The organism is Ramlibacter sp. (genome assembly GCF_050250995.1).
In the GTDB taxonomy this organism is placed as follows: Bacteria; Pseudomonadota; Gammaproteobacteria; order Burkholderiales; family Burkholderiaceae_C; genus Ramlibacter.
Window position 1 is genome coordinate 20,447 of record NZ_JBFWNP010000037.1, and the last position, 16,031, is coordinate 36,477.

At 67.9% G+C, this 16,031-nt stretch carries 18 protein-coding genes; all 18 read right to left on the minus strand.

Annotation, left to right across the window (positions count from 1 at the left end; genetic code table 11):
* Entirely contained in the window at positions 1–933 is a 933-nt protein-coding gene (gene era / locus AB7E83_RS20145; RefSeq protein ID WP_428572622.1) for a GTPase Era, read from the minus strand.
* 29 nt (positions 934–962) lie between these two features.
* Positions 963–1,652 carry a ribonuclease III gene (gene rnc / locus AB7E83_RS20150; RefSeq protein ID WP_428572586.1) on the minus strand — a complete coding sequence of 230 codons (690 nt, stop codon included), beginning with the start codon at positions 1,650–1,652 and terminating at the stop codon, positions 963–965.
* A 16-nt stretch (positions 1,653–1,668) separates the two neighbouring features.
* Positions 1,669–2,022, minus strand: coding sequence for a DUF4845 domain-containing protein (locus AB7E83_RS20155; protein WP_428572587.1), 354 nt, complete (start codon positions 2,020–2,022; stop codon positions 1,669–1,671).
* 27 nt (positions 2,023–2,049) lie between these two features.
* Positions 2,050–3,018 carry a signal peptidase I gene (lepB, locus tag AB7E83_RS20160; protein WP_428572588.1) on the minus strand — a complete coding sequence of 323 codons (969 nt, stop codon included), beginning with the start codon at positions 3,016–3,018 and terminating at the stop codon, positions 2,050–2,052.
* Positions 3,018–4,826, minus strand: coding sequence for a translation elongation factor 4 (lepA, locus tag AB7E83_RS20165; RefSeq protein WP_428572589.1), 1,809 nt, complete (start codon positions 4,824–4,826; stop codon positions 3,018–3,020). Before lepA ends, lepB begins: the two co-directional genes overlap by 1 nt.
* Positions 4,827–5,334: 508 nt before the next feature.
* Complete coding sequence (locus AB7E83_RS20170) at positions 5,335–6,846, minus strand: DegQ family serine endoprotease (RefSeq protein ID WP_428572590.1); 1,512 nt, start codon at positions 6,844–6,846, stop codon at positions 5,335–5,337.
* A gap of 115 nt (positions 6,847–6,961) precedes the next feature.
* Positions 6,962–7,984: a MucB/RseB C-terminal domain-containing protein gene (locus tag AB7E83_RS20175; RefSeq protein ID WP_428572591.1), complete on the minus strand. Its 1,023-nt coding sequence runs from the start codon at positions 7,982–7,984 to the stop codon at positions 6,962–6,964.
* Between the two features lie 10 nt (positions 7,985–7,994).
* Positions 7,995–8,549 carry a sigma-E factor negative regulatory protein gene (locus tag AB7E83_RS20180; protein WP_428572592.1) on the minus strand — a complete coding sequence of 185 codons (555 nt, stop codon included), beginning with the start codon at positions 8,547–8,549 and terminating at the stop codon, positions 7,995–7,997.
* A 58-nt stretch (positions 8,550–8,607) separates the two neighbouring features.
* Positions 8,608–9,243 carry an RNA polymerase sigma factor RpoE gene (gene rpoE / locus AB7E83_RS20185; protein WP_428572593.1) on the minus strand — a complete coding sequence of 212 codons (636 nt, stop codon included), beginning with the start codon at positions 9,241–9,243 and terminating at the stop codon, positions 8,608–8,610.
* Positions 9,240–9,731 carry a hypothetical protein gene (locus tag AB7E83_RS20190; protein ID WP_428572594.1) on the minus strand — a complete coding sequence of 164 codons (492 nt, stop codon included), beginning with the start codon at positions 9,729–9,731 and terminating at the stop codon, positions 9,240–9,242. Before AB7E83_RS20190 ends, rpoE begins: the two co-directional genes overlap by 4 nt.
* A 22-nt stretch (positions 9,732–9,753) precedes the next feature.
* Positions 9,754–11,001, minus strand: a complete 1,248-nt coding sequence (gene fabF, locus AB7E83_RS20195) for a beta-ketoacyl-ACP synthase II (RefSeq protein ID WP_428572595.1) — start codon at positions 10,999–11,001, stop codon at positions 9,754–9,756.
* Positions 11,002–11,008: 7 nt separating this feature from the next.
* Entirely contained in the window at positions 11,009–11,248 is a 240-nt protein-coding gene (acpP, locus tag AB7E83_RS20200; protein ID WP_428572596.1) for an acyl carrier protein, read from the minus strand.
* Positions 11,249–11,343: 95 nt separating this feature from the next.
* Positions 11,344–12,093: a 3-oxoacyl-ACP reductase FabG gene (fabG, locus tag AB7E83_RS20205; RefSeq protein WP_428572597.1), complete on the minus strand. Its 750-nt coding sequence runs from the start codon at positions 12,091–12,093 to the stop codon at positions 11,344–11,346.
* Positions 12,090–13,040, minus strand: coding sequence for an ACP S-malonyltransferase (gene fabD, locus AB7E83_RS20210; RefSeq protein ID WP_428572598.1), 951 nt, complete (start codon positions 13,038–13,040; stop codon positions 12,090–12,092). The genes fabG and fabD overlap by 4 nt, the downstream gene beginning before the upstream one ends.
* Before the next feature lie 14 nt (positions 13,041–13,054).
* Positions 13,055–14,032: a beta-ketoacyl-ACP synthase III gene (locus AB7E83_RS20215; protein ID WP_428572599.1), complete on the minus strand. Its 978-nt coding sequence runs from the start codon at positions 14,030–14,032 to the stop codon at positions 13,055–13,057.
* Positions 14,033–15,082 (minus strand): phosphate acyltransferase PlsX, encoded by a 1,050-nt coding sequence (gene plsX, locus AB7E83_RS20220; protein WP_428572600.1) that lies wholly within the window; start codon positions 15,080–15,082, stop codon positions 14,033–14,035.
* 61 nt (positions 15,083–15,143) lie between these two features.
* Entirely contained in the window at positions 15,144–15,326 is a 183-nt protein-coding gene (gene rpmF / locus AB7E83_RS20225; RefSeq protein ID WP_428572601.1) for a 50S ribosomal protein L32, read from the minus strand.
* 131 nt (positions 15,327–15,457) lie between these two features.
* Positions 15,458–16,021 carry a YceD family protein gene (locus AB7E83_RS20230; protein ID WP_428572602.1) on the minus strand — a complete coding sequence of 188 codons (564 nt, stop codon included), beginning with the start codon at positions 16,019–16,021 and terminating at the stop codon, positions 15,458–15,460.
* Positions 16,022–16,031 lie beyond the last annotated feature (10 nt).

Sequence of the window (16,031 nt, forward strand, 5' to 3'; positions counted from 1 at the left end):
CTATTCATAGCCGAATGAGCGCACCCGGGCATCGTCGTCCGCCCAGCCGCTGCGCACCTTCACCCACATCTGCAGGAACACCTTGCCGTCGAACAGCTTCTCGAGTTCGGTGCGGGCCTCGGTGCCGATGCGCTTGAGCCGCTCGCCGCCCTCGCCGATCACCATCGCCTTGTGGCTGTCGCGCTCGACGACGATGGTCGCGGCGATCTTCAGGAAGCGCTTGTGCTTCGGGCTCGGCTCCTCGTCGAACTTGTCGATGATCACCGTGGAGGTGTAGGGCAGCTCCTCGCCCGTCAGGCGGAAGAGCTTCTCGCGCACGACCTCGGCGGCCATGAAGCGCTCGCTCTTGTCGGTGAGTTCGTCCTCGCCATACCACCAGGGCTGCTGCGGCAGGTACTTTTCGCAGATGGCGAAGAGGCGCTCGACGTCCTTCGCGTTCTTCGCGGACATGGGCACGAACTCGGCGAAGGGGTGGCGCGCCTGCATGTCGCGCAGCCAGGGCGCGATGTCGCCGCGGCGGTGGATGGTGTCGAGCTTGTTGGCCAGCAGGATCGCGGGAATGCCGGGCTTCAGCAGCGACAGCACCTTTGCATCGCCGAGCGTGAACGACCCCGCCTCGACGACGAACAGAACCAGGTCGACATCGCCCACCACGCCGGTCACCGCGCGGTTGAGCGAGCGGTTGAGCGCCGTCCCGTGCTTCGTCTGGAAGCCGGGCGTGTCGACGAAGACGAACTGCGTCTCGCCCACCGTGCGGATGCCGGTGATGCGGTGGCGCGTGGTCTGCGCCTTGCGCGAGGTGATGCTGACCTTCTGGCCCACCAGCGCGTTCAGCAGCGTGGACTTGCCCACGTTGGGCTTGCCGACGATGGCGATCATGCCGCAGCGCAAGGCGCCGGCTTCGCCTGCGCCTGCGCCTGCGGGGCCCGCGATGTCGCCGGCTTTCGGGTTCGCCTCTTCGTTCACTTTTTCCTGCTCTTCAATGTCATCAGCATGGCGGCTGCGGCCGCCTGTTCGCCGGCGCGGCGCGACGCGCCGATGCCGCGCTCGGCCACGCCGAGTTCGCTCACCTCGCACTCGACGTCGAAGGTCTGCTTGTGCGCGGCCCCGAGCGTGCCGGCCACGCGATAGATCGGCAGCTTCATCTTGCGCCCTTGCAGCCACTCCTGCAATTCGGTCTTGGGGTCCTTGGCCGCCGCGCTCATATGCGGCGTGATCTCGACGTCGGCGAAGAGCCGATGCACCAGCGCCTCGGCCGCGACGAAGCCGGCATCGAGATGCACCGCGCCGATGACCGCCTCGAGCGCATCGGCCAGGATCGAGGGGCGGCGGTGTCCGCCGGAGCGCGACTCGCCCTCGCCGAGCCGCAGGAGCGCGCCCAGTCCCAGCGACGAGGCGATGCCGTGCAGCGTCTCCTGCTTCACCAGGTTCGCGCGAACGCGAGAGAGGTCGCCCTCGGGCAGGTCACGCAGCCGCCGGTACAGCAGGCCCGCGACGGCGAGATTGAGCACGGAGTCCCCCAGGAACTCGAGGCGCTCGTTGTGTTCGGACGAGAAGCTGCGATGGGTGAGCGCGCGCGCGAGCAGCGCCGGCTCGGCGAAACGATGCTGCAAGCGCGCCTGCAAGGCGGCGAGGGGATCCTCCGGCGGCATCGTTTCCGGGCGCGCCCTACTTGGACTGGCCCGCGTACTTCAGCAGGAGGAAGGCCGGGCCGAAGATGTGGATTTCCTTGTTGTACGCGAAGCGCACGACCACCTTGTCGTTTTCCTTGGCGACGTCGAGGTCCTTGCCCGTGATGGACTTGATGTCGTCCACCTGCGCGGCCTTGTCGAAGATTATCCGCACCTCGGGCACGGACGAGCCCTCCTTGGCCTTGTTGACCGCCTTCTGCACCGACTGGTACTCGAGGTACGTGGGGAACGCCTGCGCGCCCACGAGGCCGACGAACGCCAGCACCGCGATCACGAAGATGACGCCGATGAACGAGACGCCCCGCTGACCTGACTTCGCCTGTTGCCTCATGTCTTTGTGTCCCCCGGATGTCGTGGATCAGTCGAACGAGCCGACGCGCCGGAAATTGCCGAAATTCATCCAGATGAAGAACGCGCGCCCGACGATGTTGCGGTCGGGGACGAACCCCCAGTACCGCGAATCGAGCGAATTATCGCGGTTGTCGCCCATCACGAAATAGTGGCCCGCCGGCACCCGGCAGGTCACACCCTCGACACTGTAGCGGCAATTCTGCTTGAACTGGAATTCCTCGACGCCCGGCACGAAGGCGGGCCGGTCGTCGTCGTTGAGGATGCGGTGCTTGTGCGTGCCCAGCTGCTCCTCGAAGTGCTTGAAGTAGCGCATGGCGTCTTCCTCGAAGTACTCCTTCAGCGGCGCCTTGGAGATGGGCTGCCCGTTGATGGTCAGGCGCTTGTTCAGGTAGGCCACCTCGTCGCCCGGCACGCCCACCACGCGCTTGATGTAGTCGAGGCTCGGCTTCGGCGGGTAGCGGAAGACCATCACGTCGCCGCGCGCGGGCGGCGTGCCCTCGGTGAGCTTGGTGTTGACGACCGGCAGGCGCAGGCCGTAGGTGTACTTGTTGACCAGGATCAGGTCGCCGACCAGCAGAGTCGGGATCATGGAGCCCGAAGGAATCTTGAAGGGCTCGAAGAGGAACGAGCGCAGGATGAACACCGCGCAGATCACCGGGAACAGGCCCGCCGTCCAGTCGAGCCACCAGGGCTGCATGAGAAGCCGGCCGCGGGCTTCCGCGACGTCCTTGCCGTCGCCGGAACGGATGCCCTGGGCGGCGAGGCTGGCGCGCCGGGCCTCGGCCTGCGCGTCGAGCTCCGCCGCCGCGGCGCGCCGCTTCGGCAGGAAATAGACGCGCTCGGCGATCCAGTACACGCCGGTCACGACGGTCGCGAGGAACAACAGGAGGGCGAAGTTGCCCTCCACCATCTCGAGGTACCAGGCGCCCGCATAGGCGACGAAGGCTGCGAGGACCGCGGCGGTAAGGGCCTGCATCAGTCTTCCACTTGGAGGATGGCGAGGAAGGCTTCTTGCGGGACTTCGACCGAGCCGATCTGCTTCATGCGTTTCTTGCCTGCCTTCTGTTTTTCGAGGAGCTTGCGCTTGCGGCTGACGTCGCCGCCGTAGCATTTTGCCAGCACGTTCTTGCGCAGCGCCTTGATGCTCTCGCGGGCGATGATGTTGGAGCCGATCGCGGCCTGGATCGCCACGTCGAACATCTGCCGGCTGATGATCTCGCGCATCTTCGCCACCACGGCCCGCCCGCGGTACTGCGACTGGCTTCGGTGGACGATGATCGACAGCGCATCGACGCGGTCGCCGTTGAGCAGGATGTCGACCTTCACGACGTCGGCCGCGCGGTATTCCTTGAACTCGTAGTCCATCGACGCGTAGCCGCGGCTGACCGACTTCAGCTTGTCGAAGAAGTCGAGCACGATCTCGCCGAGCGGCAGCTCGTACGTGAGCATCACCTGGCGGCCGTGGTAGGCCATGTTGATCTGCACGCCGCGCTTCTGGTTGGCCAGCGTCATGACCGGGCCCACGTACTCCTGCGGCATGTAGAGATGCACGACGACGATGGGCTCGCGGATCTCGTTGATCTGGCCGACGTCGGGCATCTTGGCCGGGTTCTCGACCATGATGACTTCGCCGTCGTTCTTCAGCACCTCGTACACCACGCTCGGCGCCGTGGTGATCAGGTCCTGGTCGAACTCGCGCTCGAGCCGCTCCTGCACGATCTCGAGATGCAGCAGGCCGAGGAAGCCGCAGCGGAAGCCGAAGCCGAGCGCCTGGCTCACCTCGGGCTCGTAGCGCAGCGACGAGTCGTTCAGCTTCAGCTTCTCGAGGCTGTCGCGCAGGCTGTCGTACTGGTTCGCCTCGGTCGGATAGAGGCCGGCGAACACCTGCGGCTGGATTTCCTTGAAGCCGGGCAGCGGCTCGGCGGCGGGCGCGACGTTGCTCTGGCCGGCGCGGATGCGCGTGATCGTGTCGCCCACGCGCGCCGCCGTCAGCTCCTTGATGCCGGCGATGATGAAGCCGACCTCGCCCGCCTCGAGCGACGGGCGCGGCTCGTTGCCGGGCGTGAACACGCCGAGCTGGTCGGCGTCGTAGGTGGTGTCGCTCGCCATCAGCTTGATGCGGTCGCCCTTCGCGAGGCGGCCGTCGACCACGCGCACCAGCATCACCACGCCGACGTAGCTGTCGAACCAGCTGTCGATGATCATCGCGCGCAGCGGCGCGTCGGGATTGCCCTTCGGCGGCGGAATGCGCGCGACGATGGCCTCGAGGATGTCGTCGATGCCCATGCCGGTTTTCGCGGAGCACGGAATCGCGTCGGTCGCGTCGATGCCAATCACGTCCTCCACTTCTTCCTTCGCGCGTTCGGGGTCGGCCTGCGGCAGATCCATCTTGTTCAGCACCGGCACGACTTCGACGCCGAGCTCGAGCGCGGTGTAGCAGTTGGCGACGGTCTGCGCTTCGACGCCCTGGCTCGCATCGACGACGAGCAGCGCGCCTTCGCATGCGGAGAGCGAGCGCGAGACTTCGTACGAGAAGTCGACGTGTCCCGGCGTGTCGATCAGATTGAGGTTGTAGACCACGCCATCGCTTGCCTTGTATTTGAGCGAAGCGGTCTGCGCCTTGATGGTTATCCCACGCTCTCTTTCGATGTCCATCGAGTCGAGCACCTGCTCTTCCATCTCGCGATCGGAGAGTCCGCCGCAACGCTGGATCAAGCGATCGGCGAGCGTCGATTTGCCGTGATCGATGTGCGCGATGATCGAGAAGTTTCTGATGTGGTTCATCAACGAGAGCACTTAAGTGATTGAATTCAAACGGCGCACACAAAGAAAAAAGGGCGCGCCGTTTCTGGCTGCGCCCTAAACCAACAATCTATGGCAACTGCGATAGTTGGAACTTCATTGTAGGCAAAAAGCCCCGGACGTACAGTCGCCCCACCCCCGGCGCAGGACCGTTGCAGGGTCGCAACTCGATTGTTATACACAGCTTGTCAACAAAATGTGGCGGCAGTGGTCAGGACAACATGTGGGCGATCTGTGGATCGGCCGCCTGTCGGCGAAAACCATCCCGCATCGTGAAGGGTGGAGGGGCCGTTATGCAGCAATGCGCGGCACGGCAGGCGGGATTCTATCGAAAAACATCGTTAGCCCTTCAGCAAGTTAGTGACCGCCTACCGACATCGGTCCGGAGAAATCTTTTGCCGGGTGTCTTTTTTTCGGTGCCGCAGGCGGAAAAAAAGCCCCAAACCCGACTGGGGGCTGGGGCTTTGGCGGGGCGATTGAAAACCTAGGTTCAACCCCGTTGCGGACGAATCAGGAGGTACTGGGCCAGCTCGCCGCGGCGCAGGAGCACCGGCACGGGCTTGCTCTTGTCGGCCTTCGAGACCGCGGACTCGAACTCGCGCGCGTTCTGCACCTCGGTGTTGCCGATGGCCACGATGATGTCGCCTTCGCGAATGCCCGCGCGCGCTGCGGCCTCCGCGACGGAGTCCACCTTCACGCCGCCCTTGATCTTCTGGTCCTTCTTCTGTGCTTCGTTGAGGTCGCTGACGACGAGGCCGAGCGACGACGATGCGGGGGCCGCTGCGCGCGACTGCTGCTGCGGCTCCTGCGACCCGCGGCGCGCGGTGCGCTCGGGCTCGAGTTCGGCCACGGTCACCGCGAGGTCGCGGGTCGCGCCGCGGCGGAACACGGTGAGGTTCACGCGGCTGCCGGGCTTCGTGTTGCCCACCTGGCGCGGCAGGTCGGTCGCGCGCTCGATGGCCTGGCCGTTGAACTTCGTGATGATGTCGCCGGCCTCGAGACCCGCGTTCGACGCGGGCGAGCCGTTCTCGACGCTGCGCACCAGCGCGCCCTGCGCGCGGCCCAGGCCGATGGATTCCGCGACGTCCTTCGACACCTGGTCGATCTGCACGCCGATGCGCCCGCGCGTCACGCGGCCCACCGCGCGCAACTGCTCGGCGATGCGCATCGCCTCGTCGATCGGGATGGCGAACGAGATGCCCATGAAGCCGCCCGAGCGCGAATAGATCTGGCTGTTGATGCCCACCACCTCGCCGCGCAGGTTGATCAGGGGCCCGCCCGAGTTGCCGGGGTTGATCGCGACGTCGGTCTGGATGAAGGGCAGGTAGTCGCCCGTGTCGCGCTGCTTCGCGCTCACGATGCCCGCGGTCACGGTGTTGTCGAGGCCGAAGGGCGAGCCGATGGCCATCACCCACTCGCCGACCTTCAGCTTGTCGATCGCGCCGATCTTCACGTGCGGCAGGCCCGTCGCCTCGATCTTCACGACCGCGACGTCCGTGCGCTTGTCCGAGCCGACGATGCGCGCCTTGAGCTCGCGCTTGTCGGTGAGCGTGACGATCACTTCGTCGGCGCCTTCGACCACGTGCGCATTCGTCATGACGAAGCCGTCGGCGCTCACGATGAAGCCGGAGCCCACGCCGCGCGGCTGGGCCTCCTCGCTGTCGCGCTCGGGCCGCGGGGTGCGCGGCGTGCGCGGCGCGTTGGGGTTGTTGGGCATCGGCACGCCGAAGAAGCGCCGGAAGAACTCCTGCATCTCCTCGTCCATCGGCGCGCCGCCGGGTCCGGCGGCGGCGGCGGTGCGCGAACGCTCCGCGGTGCGGATGTTGACCACGGCGGGACCCACCTGCTCCACCAGGTCGGTGAAGTCGGGCAGGCCGGTGCGGGGCTGGGGAGCCGACTGCGCCACCACGGGCTTCGCCGGCATGAGCGCCACGGCGCCGGTCACCGACAAGGCAGCGACGAGCGCATAGGCGCGGAATTTCGTCCAATCGATCTGGAGCATGGCGGCCTTTCAGCGAGAAAGAGAAGTGTCCTGAAGCTGAGAATACGGCCGCGCCGAATGGTTCTGCGTCAGCCGTGGACCCGAGAAATTTTTCCTGGACGCAGTAGATATTGGCTTATCGCCGTCGTTCAAGGTTCTGCGCGAAGGCCTTGAGCGTCTGGGGCGGCACCTCGCCCACGGCGGTGAGCCACCAGTCCTGCACGCGCTGGAACAAGGTGTGCGTGGCGCCCGAGGCGAACACGCCTTCCTGCGTGTGGCGCTTGGGATCGTAGGTCTCGACGAAGAGCGACAGCGAGGCCAGCCCATCCGAGAAGATCCACTGCATCGCGCCCTCGGCCGGCCGCTTGTAGCAGCTCATCGGCTTGTAGCCGGCCACCGGCGCCTTGAGCTGCCAGCCTTCGGCGGCGGGCGTGGTCTTGTGGGCATCGGGCTTCTCGACGCGCCAGCCCTCGGGCACGGCCATCATCTGCGCGAGCCGTTCGATGCGCACCGGCGCATCGAGCTGGAGCTCCGAAAACGCGGCCTGCTCGAGCACGTTGCCGTCGCCGTCGAGCGTCTGCGTCTTCAGGACGAGGCCGCTCTTCTTCTCGCTCCAGATGCGGTAGCCGAAGCGAAGGGCATCCTTGGGCGCGAGGTTCACGACGTCCGCGTCGAAGCCGGCGACCCGTTCGCCGCCGGTGCGGCGCGCGGCATAGAACTCGCCGATGCCGCTGTCGGGCGCGCGCAGCGTGTCCGGGAACAGGCCCAGAGATTCGCGCCGCTCGCTTCGCACCACGCGCTGCTCGGGCAGGAAAGTGAGCACCTCGTCGTCGCGGCGGAAGGTCGAGCGCGGCGTCCCGGTGAGCGACTCGACGCGCTCCATCTGCAGATCGCCCTTGCACGCATGCCAGATGCGCGCGCTGGCCAGCGCGCCGACGCCGGACGACACGACGAAGGTCCCGACGTAATTGCGCGAGCGCGAGGCTTCGTGCATGCGCATCAGCCATTCGCTCACCGTGCGCTCGCGCGGCTCCGCGCCGCGCGCGGTGCCGTGCTTGCCCGTGCCCTGGGCAGCGGCCAGGCCCACGACGCCGCCGGCCCAGAGGACCAGGAGCCAGCGCGCGGCGAAACCGAGGTGGAGAGGGACGCTCCGGGCCATGCGTCGAGCCCTAGCGGGCCGGCCCCTCGAAGGTGGCGTTGCGCAGGAATCCGGCCGGCGCCTGCAGCGCGGTCGCGCCTCCGAGCTGCCGGTGGGCAGCCAGCAACTGGTCGATGTGCGCGTCCCGGATCATCACGCCGGCCGGCACGACCTTGGCGACCGGCGCCGCGGAGGCGGGCGCGGCGGCGAGCTGAGGCTGCGCGGCCGGAGGCACCGCGACGTTCCAGGTGAACGCGGCGACCGCCGCGACCGACGCGACACCGGCGACCATCTTCCAGCGCATGCTGCCGTCGTTCGCGGCGGGCAAGGCGCGCGCCACGACGATGGGCTTCGCCGCCGGCGCCGCCACCGGCGCAAACCCGGGCTCGTCGCGCAGGCGCGCCTGCAAACGGGCCATGAACTCGCCCGGCGCACGATGGGAAGCGAGTTCGCCGGAGCGCAGCACGTCGCCGATCAGGTGGTAGTCCCGCCACGCCTCGCGGGCGGCCGCATCGCCGTGCGCGGCTTCGACCGCCCGCGCGAACGCAGCCCCTTGCAACTGGCCGTCGGCCAGTGCCGAAATCATTTCACGCGTGTCCGTCCTGTCCATCTTGTTCACCTTGCCGCCCGCGAACCGGGCGGAATCACCAACGCTTGCCCGACTGGTTTTCCAGCAGGGGCTTCACCTTCGCCGAGATCGCCTCGCGCGCCCGGAAAATGCGGGAACGCACGGTGCCGATCGGGCAATTCATCGCTTCCGCGATCTCTTCGTAACTCAGGCCTTCGATCTCCCGGAGGGTGACCGCCTGCCGCAATTCCTCGGGGAGCGCTTCCATGGCCGAGTTGACCGTAGCAGCGATTTCCTTGGCGGCCAATACCGTTTCGGGTGTTTCCGCCGTGGTTAGTTCATTCTCGACACCGGAAGTTTCGTCTTCATCATCGCCGCCGCGCAAAGCGCTTTCGGAAACCAGCGGATCCCGCTTGAGGTCGACGAGGGCTTTTTTCGCGGTATTGACGGCAATCCGGTACAGCCAGGTATAGAACTGCGCCTCGCCCCGGAACTGGGCGAGCGCCCGGTAGGCGCGGATGAAGGTCTCCTGCGCGATGTCCTCGACCAGGTCGGTGTCGCGCACCATGCGGCCGATCAGGCGTTCGATGCGGCGCTGGTACTTGATGACCAGGAGTTCGTAGGCGCGCTGGTCGCCCGCGACCGTGCGCTCGACCAGCATCTGGTCGGTATCGGCGGGCGAGGGGGCGGGCGCGGGCGGCTGGGGAGTCATGGGTTCGCCGGCATCGGCTTCGCCCTTGGCGGCGCTTCTTCGGGACTGGCGCGCGAATATACCGCACGGCGCAGCGCGGACCACCGCGGCGACGCACTTTCGCGCGCCAGCCACAGCCAGCGGGTCCGCTCGCCACGCCAGCGCAGGAGCATCCGGTGCTGCAGGTCGAGGGCGAGCGTGACATGGCCGCCCTCGTCGCCTGCGCCTGCGCCCTCGCCTGCGCCGCGAGCGCCTGTCGCAGCGCGCCAGCGCCAGGCGCCCTGCTCGAATGCGAGTTCGCCGCGCGGGGATCGCAGCCAGCCGGCGGCCGCCAGCGCGCCCGCCATGACGAGGAGAGCGAGCGCCAGCCATTGCCGCCAGCCGCCCGGCTCCGTGTGCCGCGCCCATGCCACCTGCCCGGCCGCAGCGGCCAGCCACACCAGCGCGGCCAGGCGCGCCGCGAAGCGGGAACGCCCCACCGGATAGGTCACCGATGGGGCGCTGTGCATGGAAGTGGCGGGTGCGAAACGCTCAGACGCGCTTGAAGACGAGCGTGCCGTTGGTGCCGCCGAAGCCGAAGTTGTTCTTCACCGCCACGTCGATCTTCAGGTCGCGCGCCTCATTGGCGCAGTAGTCCAGGTCGCACGCGGGGTCCTGGTTGAAGATGTTGATGGTCGGCGGACTCTTCTGGTGGTGGATGGCCAGCACGCTGAACACGGACTCGATGCCGCCGGCGCCGCCGAGCAGGTGCCCGGTCATCGACTTCGTGGAGTTGACGACGATCTTCTTCGCATGGTCGCCCAGCGCGAGCTTGATCGCATTGGTCTCGTTCACGTCGCCGAGCGGCGTGGAGGTGCCATGCGCGTTGAGGTACTGCACCTCGTCACGGTTGACTTCCGCGTTGCGCAGCGCCGCTTCCATCGCGCGCTTCGGCCCGTCGACGTCGGGCGCCGTCATGTGATACGCGTCGGCGCTCATGCCGAAGCCCGCGACCTCGGCATAGATCTTCGCGCCGCGCTTCTTCGCGTGCTCGTACTCCTCGAGCACCAGCACGCCCGCGCCTTCGCCCAGGACGAAACCGTCGCGGTCCCGGTCCCAGGGGCGCGAGGCCGTCTTCGGGTCGTCGTTGCGCGTGGAGAGCGCACGCGACGATGCGAAGCCGCCGATCCCCAGCGGCGACACGGCCGACTCCGCCCCGCCCGCGATCATCACGTCGGCATCGCCGTACTCGATGAGCCGCGCGGACAGGCCGACCGCATGCAGGCCGGTCGTGCAGGCCGTGACCACCGCGATGTTCGGGCCCTTGAAGCGGTACATGATCGACACGTGCCCCGAGACCATGTTGATGATCGAAGCCGGGACGAAGAACGGCGACACGCGCCGCGGGCCGCGATTGACGAGCTCGGCGTGCTGCTGCTCGATCATCGGCAAGCCGCCGATGCCCGCGCCGATGTTCACGCCGATGCGCGTGGCCAGCTCGTCGTCCAGCGCGTCGCCGGTCGGCAGGCCGCTGTCGGCCACCGCCTGCACGGCCGCCGCCACCCCGAGATGGATGAACCGGTCCATGTGCCGGGCTTCCTTCTCGGGCATGTAGTCGCCCACCTTGAAGCCCTTCACCTCGCCCGCGAACCTGCACGCGAAGTTGCTCGCGTCGAACAGGGTGATGTTGTCGATGCCGGACTGGCCGGCAAGCAGGTTGGCCCAGGACTCGGCCGCCGTATTGCCTACGGGCGAAACACAGCCCAAGCCCGTGACGACGACGCGCCGACGATTGGACATTGCTGCCTTAAGCCTTCTGGTGCTGCTGGGCGTAGTCGATCGCGTGCTGCACGGTGGTGATCTTCTCGGCGTCCTCGTCGGGGATCTCGATGCCGAACTCGTCTTCGAGCGCCATCACCAGCTCGACCGTGTCGAGGGAGTCCGCGCCGAGGTCCGCCACGAAAGCCTTTTCGTTGGTGACCTGGGACTCCTCCACGCCGAGCTGCTCGGCGATGATTTTCTTGACACGTGCTTCGATATCGCTCATTTGGATTCCCTCGGGGGGTTTGTGGGTTGAATCGGGGATTTTAGACTGCGGCCGACGTTCCGGCCGACGCGCGGCCGGGGACGGACGAAGCGCCGTCAGGCCATGAACATGCCGCCGTTGACATGGATTTCCTGGCCGGTCACATAGCCTGCCTCGCGCGAAGCGAGCCAGGCCACGGCATTGGCGATGTCGGCCGGCTTGCCGAGGTGGCCCAGCGGGATCTGGCCGAGCAGCGCCTTCTGCTGATCTTCGGGCAACGCCGCCGTCATGTCCGTTTCGATGAAGCCGGGCGCGATGCAGTTGACCGTGATCCCGCGGCTGCCGAGCTCGCGCGCGAGCGCCCGCGTCATGCCGGCCACGCCGGCCTTGGCCGCCGCGTAGTTCGCCTGCCCCGCATTGCCGGAGGCGCCGACCACGCTCGTGATGTTCACGATGCGGCCGTAGCGCTGCTTCATCATCGTGCGCATGACGGCGCGGCTCATCCTGAACACTGCCTTGAGGTTGGTGTCGAGCACGGCGTCCCAGTCGCCGTCCTTCATGCGCATCGCCAGCGTGTCGCGGGTGATGCCGGCGTTGTTCACGAGCACATGGACCGCCCCGTGCTCCTTGACCACCGCGTCGACCAGCGCCTCGGCGGCGGCGGCGTCGTTCACGTCGAGCGTGGCGCCGCGCGAGCCGGGGTGCTTCGAAAGCGCGGCCCCGATCTTGGCCGCGCCGTCGTCGGTGGTGGCCGTGCCGATGACCTTGTAGCCGCGCGCGGCCAGCTCCTGCGCAATCGCGGCGCCGATGCCGCGCGAAGCGCCCGTGACGAGCGCGACCTGCTGTTGTGCCTTGCCGTCCGTCATGCGACGAGTCCCTTCGCCTCGGCAAGCGTCGCCGGGTCGAACATCGCCGCGCCGGTGAGCGCGGGGTCGATGCGCTTGACCATGCCCGCAAGCACCTTGCCCGGGCCGCATTCGACGATGAGGTCGACGCCGCGCGCCTTGATCGCCTGCACGCACTCGACCCAGCGCACGGGCCCGAACGCCTGTTCGTAGAGCGCAGCGCGGATGCGGTCGGCGTCGGTCTCGACCTTCACCTCGATGTTGTTGACGACGGGGATGCGCGGCGCGGCGAAATTCGTTTCGGCGAGCCGCTGCCTCAGCTTTTCGGCCGCCGGTTTCATCAGGCTCGAATGGAAAGGCGCGGACACCGGCAGCGGCAGTGCGCGCTTGGCGCCCTTCGCCTTGAGCACTTCGCATGCCTTCTCGACCGCGGCCTTGCTGCCCGAGATGACGGTCTGCGCGGGATCGTTGAAGTTGGCGGCTTCCACCGCCTCCCCGCTGTTCGGCCCGAAGCTGCGCAGCGCCTCCGCGCAGCCTTCCACGACGGACTGCGCATTCATGCCGAGGATCGCGGCCATCGCGCCCGCGCCGACCGGCACGGCCTCCTGCATCGCCTGCGCACGGAAGCGCACGAGCGGCGCCGCGTCCGCGAGCGTCAGCACGCCGGCGGCGACCAGCGCCGAGTACTCGCCCAGCGAGTGGCCCGCCATCACGACCGGATCGGGGCCGCCCTCGGCCTTCCAGGCGCGGAACGCGGCGACGCCGGCAACGAGCATGACCGGCTGGGTGTTGGTCGTGAGGGCCAGCGCCTCCTTGGGACCTTCCTTGACGAGGCGCGCGATGTCCTCGCCGAGCGCGGCCGACGCCTCTTTGAGCGTCTCGGCCACGGCGGGGTGGTCGCCCCAGGCGTCGAGCATGCCGACGGCCTGCGAGCCCTGCCCGGGAAAGACGAAAGCGAATGGTTTCATGGACGGTTCGTGTTTCAGAAGTCGAGGAGAACCGCGCCCCAGGTGAAGCCGCCACCCACGCCTTCGAGCATGAGCGTGTCGCCTTTCTTCACGTTGCCGGCGCGCACGGCGGCATCGAGCGCGAGCGGGATCGACGCGGCCGAGGTGTTGCCGTGCTGGTCGACCGTGACGACGAGCTTCTCCATCGGCAGCTTCAGCTTCTTCGCCGTTCCCTGCATGATGCGGATGTTGGCCTGGTGCGGGATGAGCCAGTCGATGTCGGCCTCGGTCTTGCCGGCCTTGGCGAGCGTGGCGCGGGCGGCGCTCTCGAGCACGCCCACCGCCAGCTTGAACACGGCCTGCCCGTCCATCTTCAGCAGCGGCGTGCCGGTCACCTTGCCGCCGGACACGGAACCCGGCACGCAAAGGATGCCGACGTGCTTGCCGTCCGCATGGAGGTCCGAAGCCAGGATGCCCGGCGTATCGGATTCCTCGAGCACCACGGCGCCCGCGCCGTCGCCGAACAGCACGCAGGTCGTGCGGTCGTCGAAGTCGAGGATGCGCGAGAACACTTCGGAGCCGATGACGAGCGCCTTGCGCGCCGCGCCGCAGCGGATCATCGAATCGGCGATGGTGAGCGCGTAGACGAAGCCGCTGCACACCGCCTGCACGTCGAACGCCGCGCAGCCCGCGATGCCGAGCTTGTTCTGCAGGATGCAGGCGGCCGACGGAAACACCATGTCGGGCGTGGACGTGGCGACGATGATGAGGTCGATCTGGCTGGCGGGCAGCCCCGCCGCGTCGAGCGCCTGCCGCGCGGCCTGCGCGCCCAGGTCGCTCGCCGTCACGTCGGGCGCGGCGAAGTGGCGCGCGCGGATGCCGGTGCGCTCCACGATCCATTCGTCGGAGGTCTCGATGCCGCGGCCGCTGAGTTCGGCGGCGAGCTCGGCATTGGTGACCCTGCGTGGCGGCAGGTAGCTGCCGGTGCCTGTGATGCGGGAGTATCTGGTCATTCAGTGTGTGGCCGTTTCCGGCGCGGGGGCTTCGGCACCGGGTCCGACCAGCAGGGGCCGGGCATGGGCGATGCGCGCCTGCACCCGCTCGAGCAGGTTGTTTCGGGCCGCATCATACGCCCGGTTGAGGGCCTGCTCGAAGGCAAACTCGTCGGCCGAACCGTGGCTCTTGAATACGAGGCCCCGCAGGCCGAGCAGCGCCGCGCCGTTGTAGCGGCGGTAATCCACGCGCCGCTTGAAGGAAGAAAGGATGGGATAGACCGCGAGCGCCGCGAGCTTCGTCAGCGGATTGCGCGAGAACTCCTCGCGCAGGAACCCGCCGATCATCGACGCGAGCCCCTCGCTCGCCTTGAGGGCCACGTTGCCGACGAAGCCGTCGCACACCACGATGTCGGTGGTGCCCTTGTAGATGTCGTTGCCCTCCACGTTGCCGTGGAAGTTGAGGTCGCCCGCAGCGCCCGCCGCTCGCAGGAGTTCGCCCGCGCGCTTGATGACCTCGCTGCCCTTGATGGCCTCTTCGCCGATGTTCAGCAGGCCCACGGTGGGGTTGTCGTTGTCGCTCAGCGCGGCCACGAGCGCGGAGCCGAGCACGGCGAACTGCAGCAGGTGATGCTCGGTGCAGTCGACGTTGGCGCCGAGATCCAGCACCGTCGTCGCGCCGCCGCGCGCATTGGGCAGCGGATAGGCGATGGCGGGGCGGTCGATGCCGTCGACGGTCTTCAGCACGTAGCGCGCCAGCCCCATGAGCGCGCCGGTGTTGCCGGCCGACACGGCGGCCTGGGCGGCGCTGTCCTTGACCTGCTGGATGGCCACGCGCATCGACGAGTCCTTCTTGCGCCGCAGCGCGACCTCGACCGAATCGTCCATCGCCACCACTTCGCTCGCGGCAACGATGCTCGCCCGCTCATGGGCGAATCCGCGCAGCGCCTCGGGCTGGCCAACCAGGAGCAGCCGCGCATCGGCGTGGAGGTCGAGGAAACGGCGGCACGCGGCGAGCGTGACGCGGGGTCCGTGGTCGCCCCCCATGCAATCGACAGCCAGAGTCGTCATGGGCTCAACTGTAAAGAAAAGGCCCGCACGGGGCGGGCCTTTCGGTGGCGCACGGGATGCGTCAGCCTTCGTTCTTGGTCTTCAGGACCTTGCGACCGCGGTAGAAGCCGGTCGGGCTCACGTGGTGGCGCAGGTGCGTTTCGCCGGTGGTCGGCTCCACGGCCAGGCCCGGCACGTTCAGGGCGTTGTGGGAACGGTGCATGCCGCGCTTGGAAGGCGACTTCTTGTTTTGCTGGACGGCCATTTGGGGGCTCCTGAAATCGGGGCTGCCGGCGGCAGCAGCGAATGAGTAGGGTTGGTGTGGGCCAGGCAGCAGGAAAGCGCACCGGCACGAAGCCCGCCATTATAGCCTGCAGCCGAGATCCTGCCAGCCGGTCAGCCGGGCCCCGGTTTTCCGGGCTTTGCCGGGATCAGGCTCTGCAGCACCGCGAATGGGTTGGCGCGCTTTTCCTGCGCGGCCTCGAACTCGTCTTCGCCCGCCGAGAACGGCGGCAGCACCGGACAGGCCGTATGGCGCGGCGCGACCGGCACGCCCATGAGCAGTTCGTCTTCGACCAGCTCCATCAGGTCGAAGCTGCGGCTTTCGGCCAGCACGTCCTCCTCGGATTCGTCGTCCTCCGCGGCCGCCCGGGCCTCGTCGGTCACGAAACGGAACGCGCGCTGCACCGGCACATGGACGTCGACCCCGGCCAGGCAGCGCTGGCAGATGAGCGAGAGCGTCGCGTCGGCTTCCACGTGGATCCACACCTGGGGCTGCACATGACCGGCGTTGAGCATCGCGCCTTGCGCGGACCAGCGGACCGCCGTTTCCGCGCCGCGGCCCTCGGCCTCGGCCGCCAGACGCGGGAAGTCGCGCAGGGGCGTCTCGCCGCCGACGACGGATCTTTCCTCGGCGAAGCGCCGCACGTCGAGGCGGCGAGGGTCATGGCCCGATTTCATTGCAGGCAGT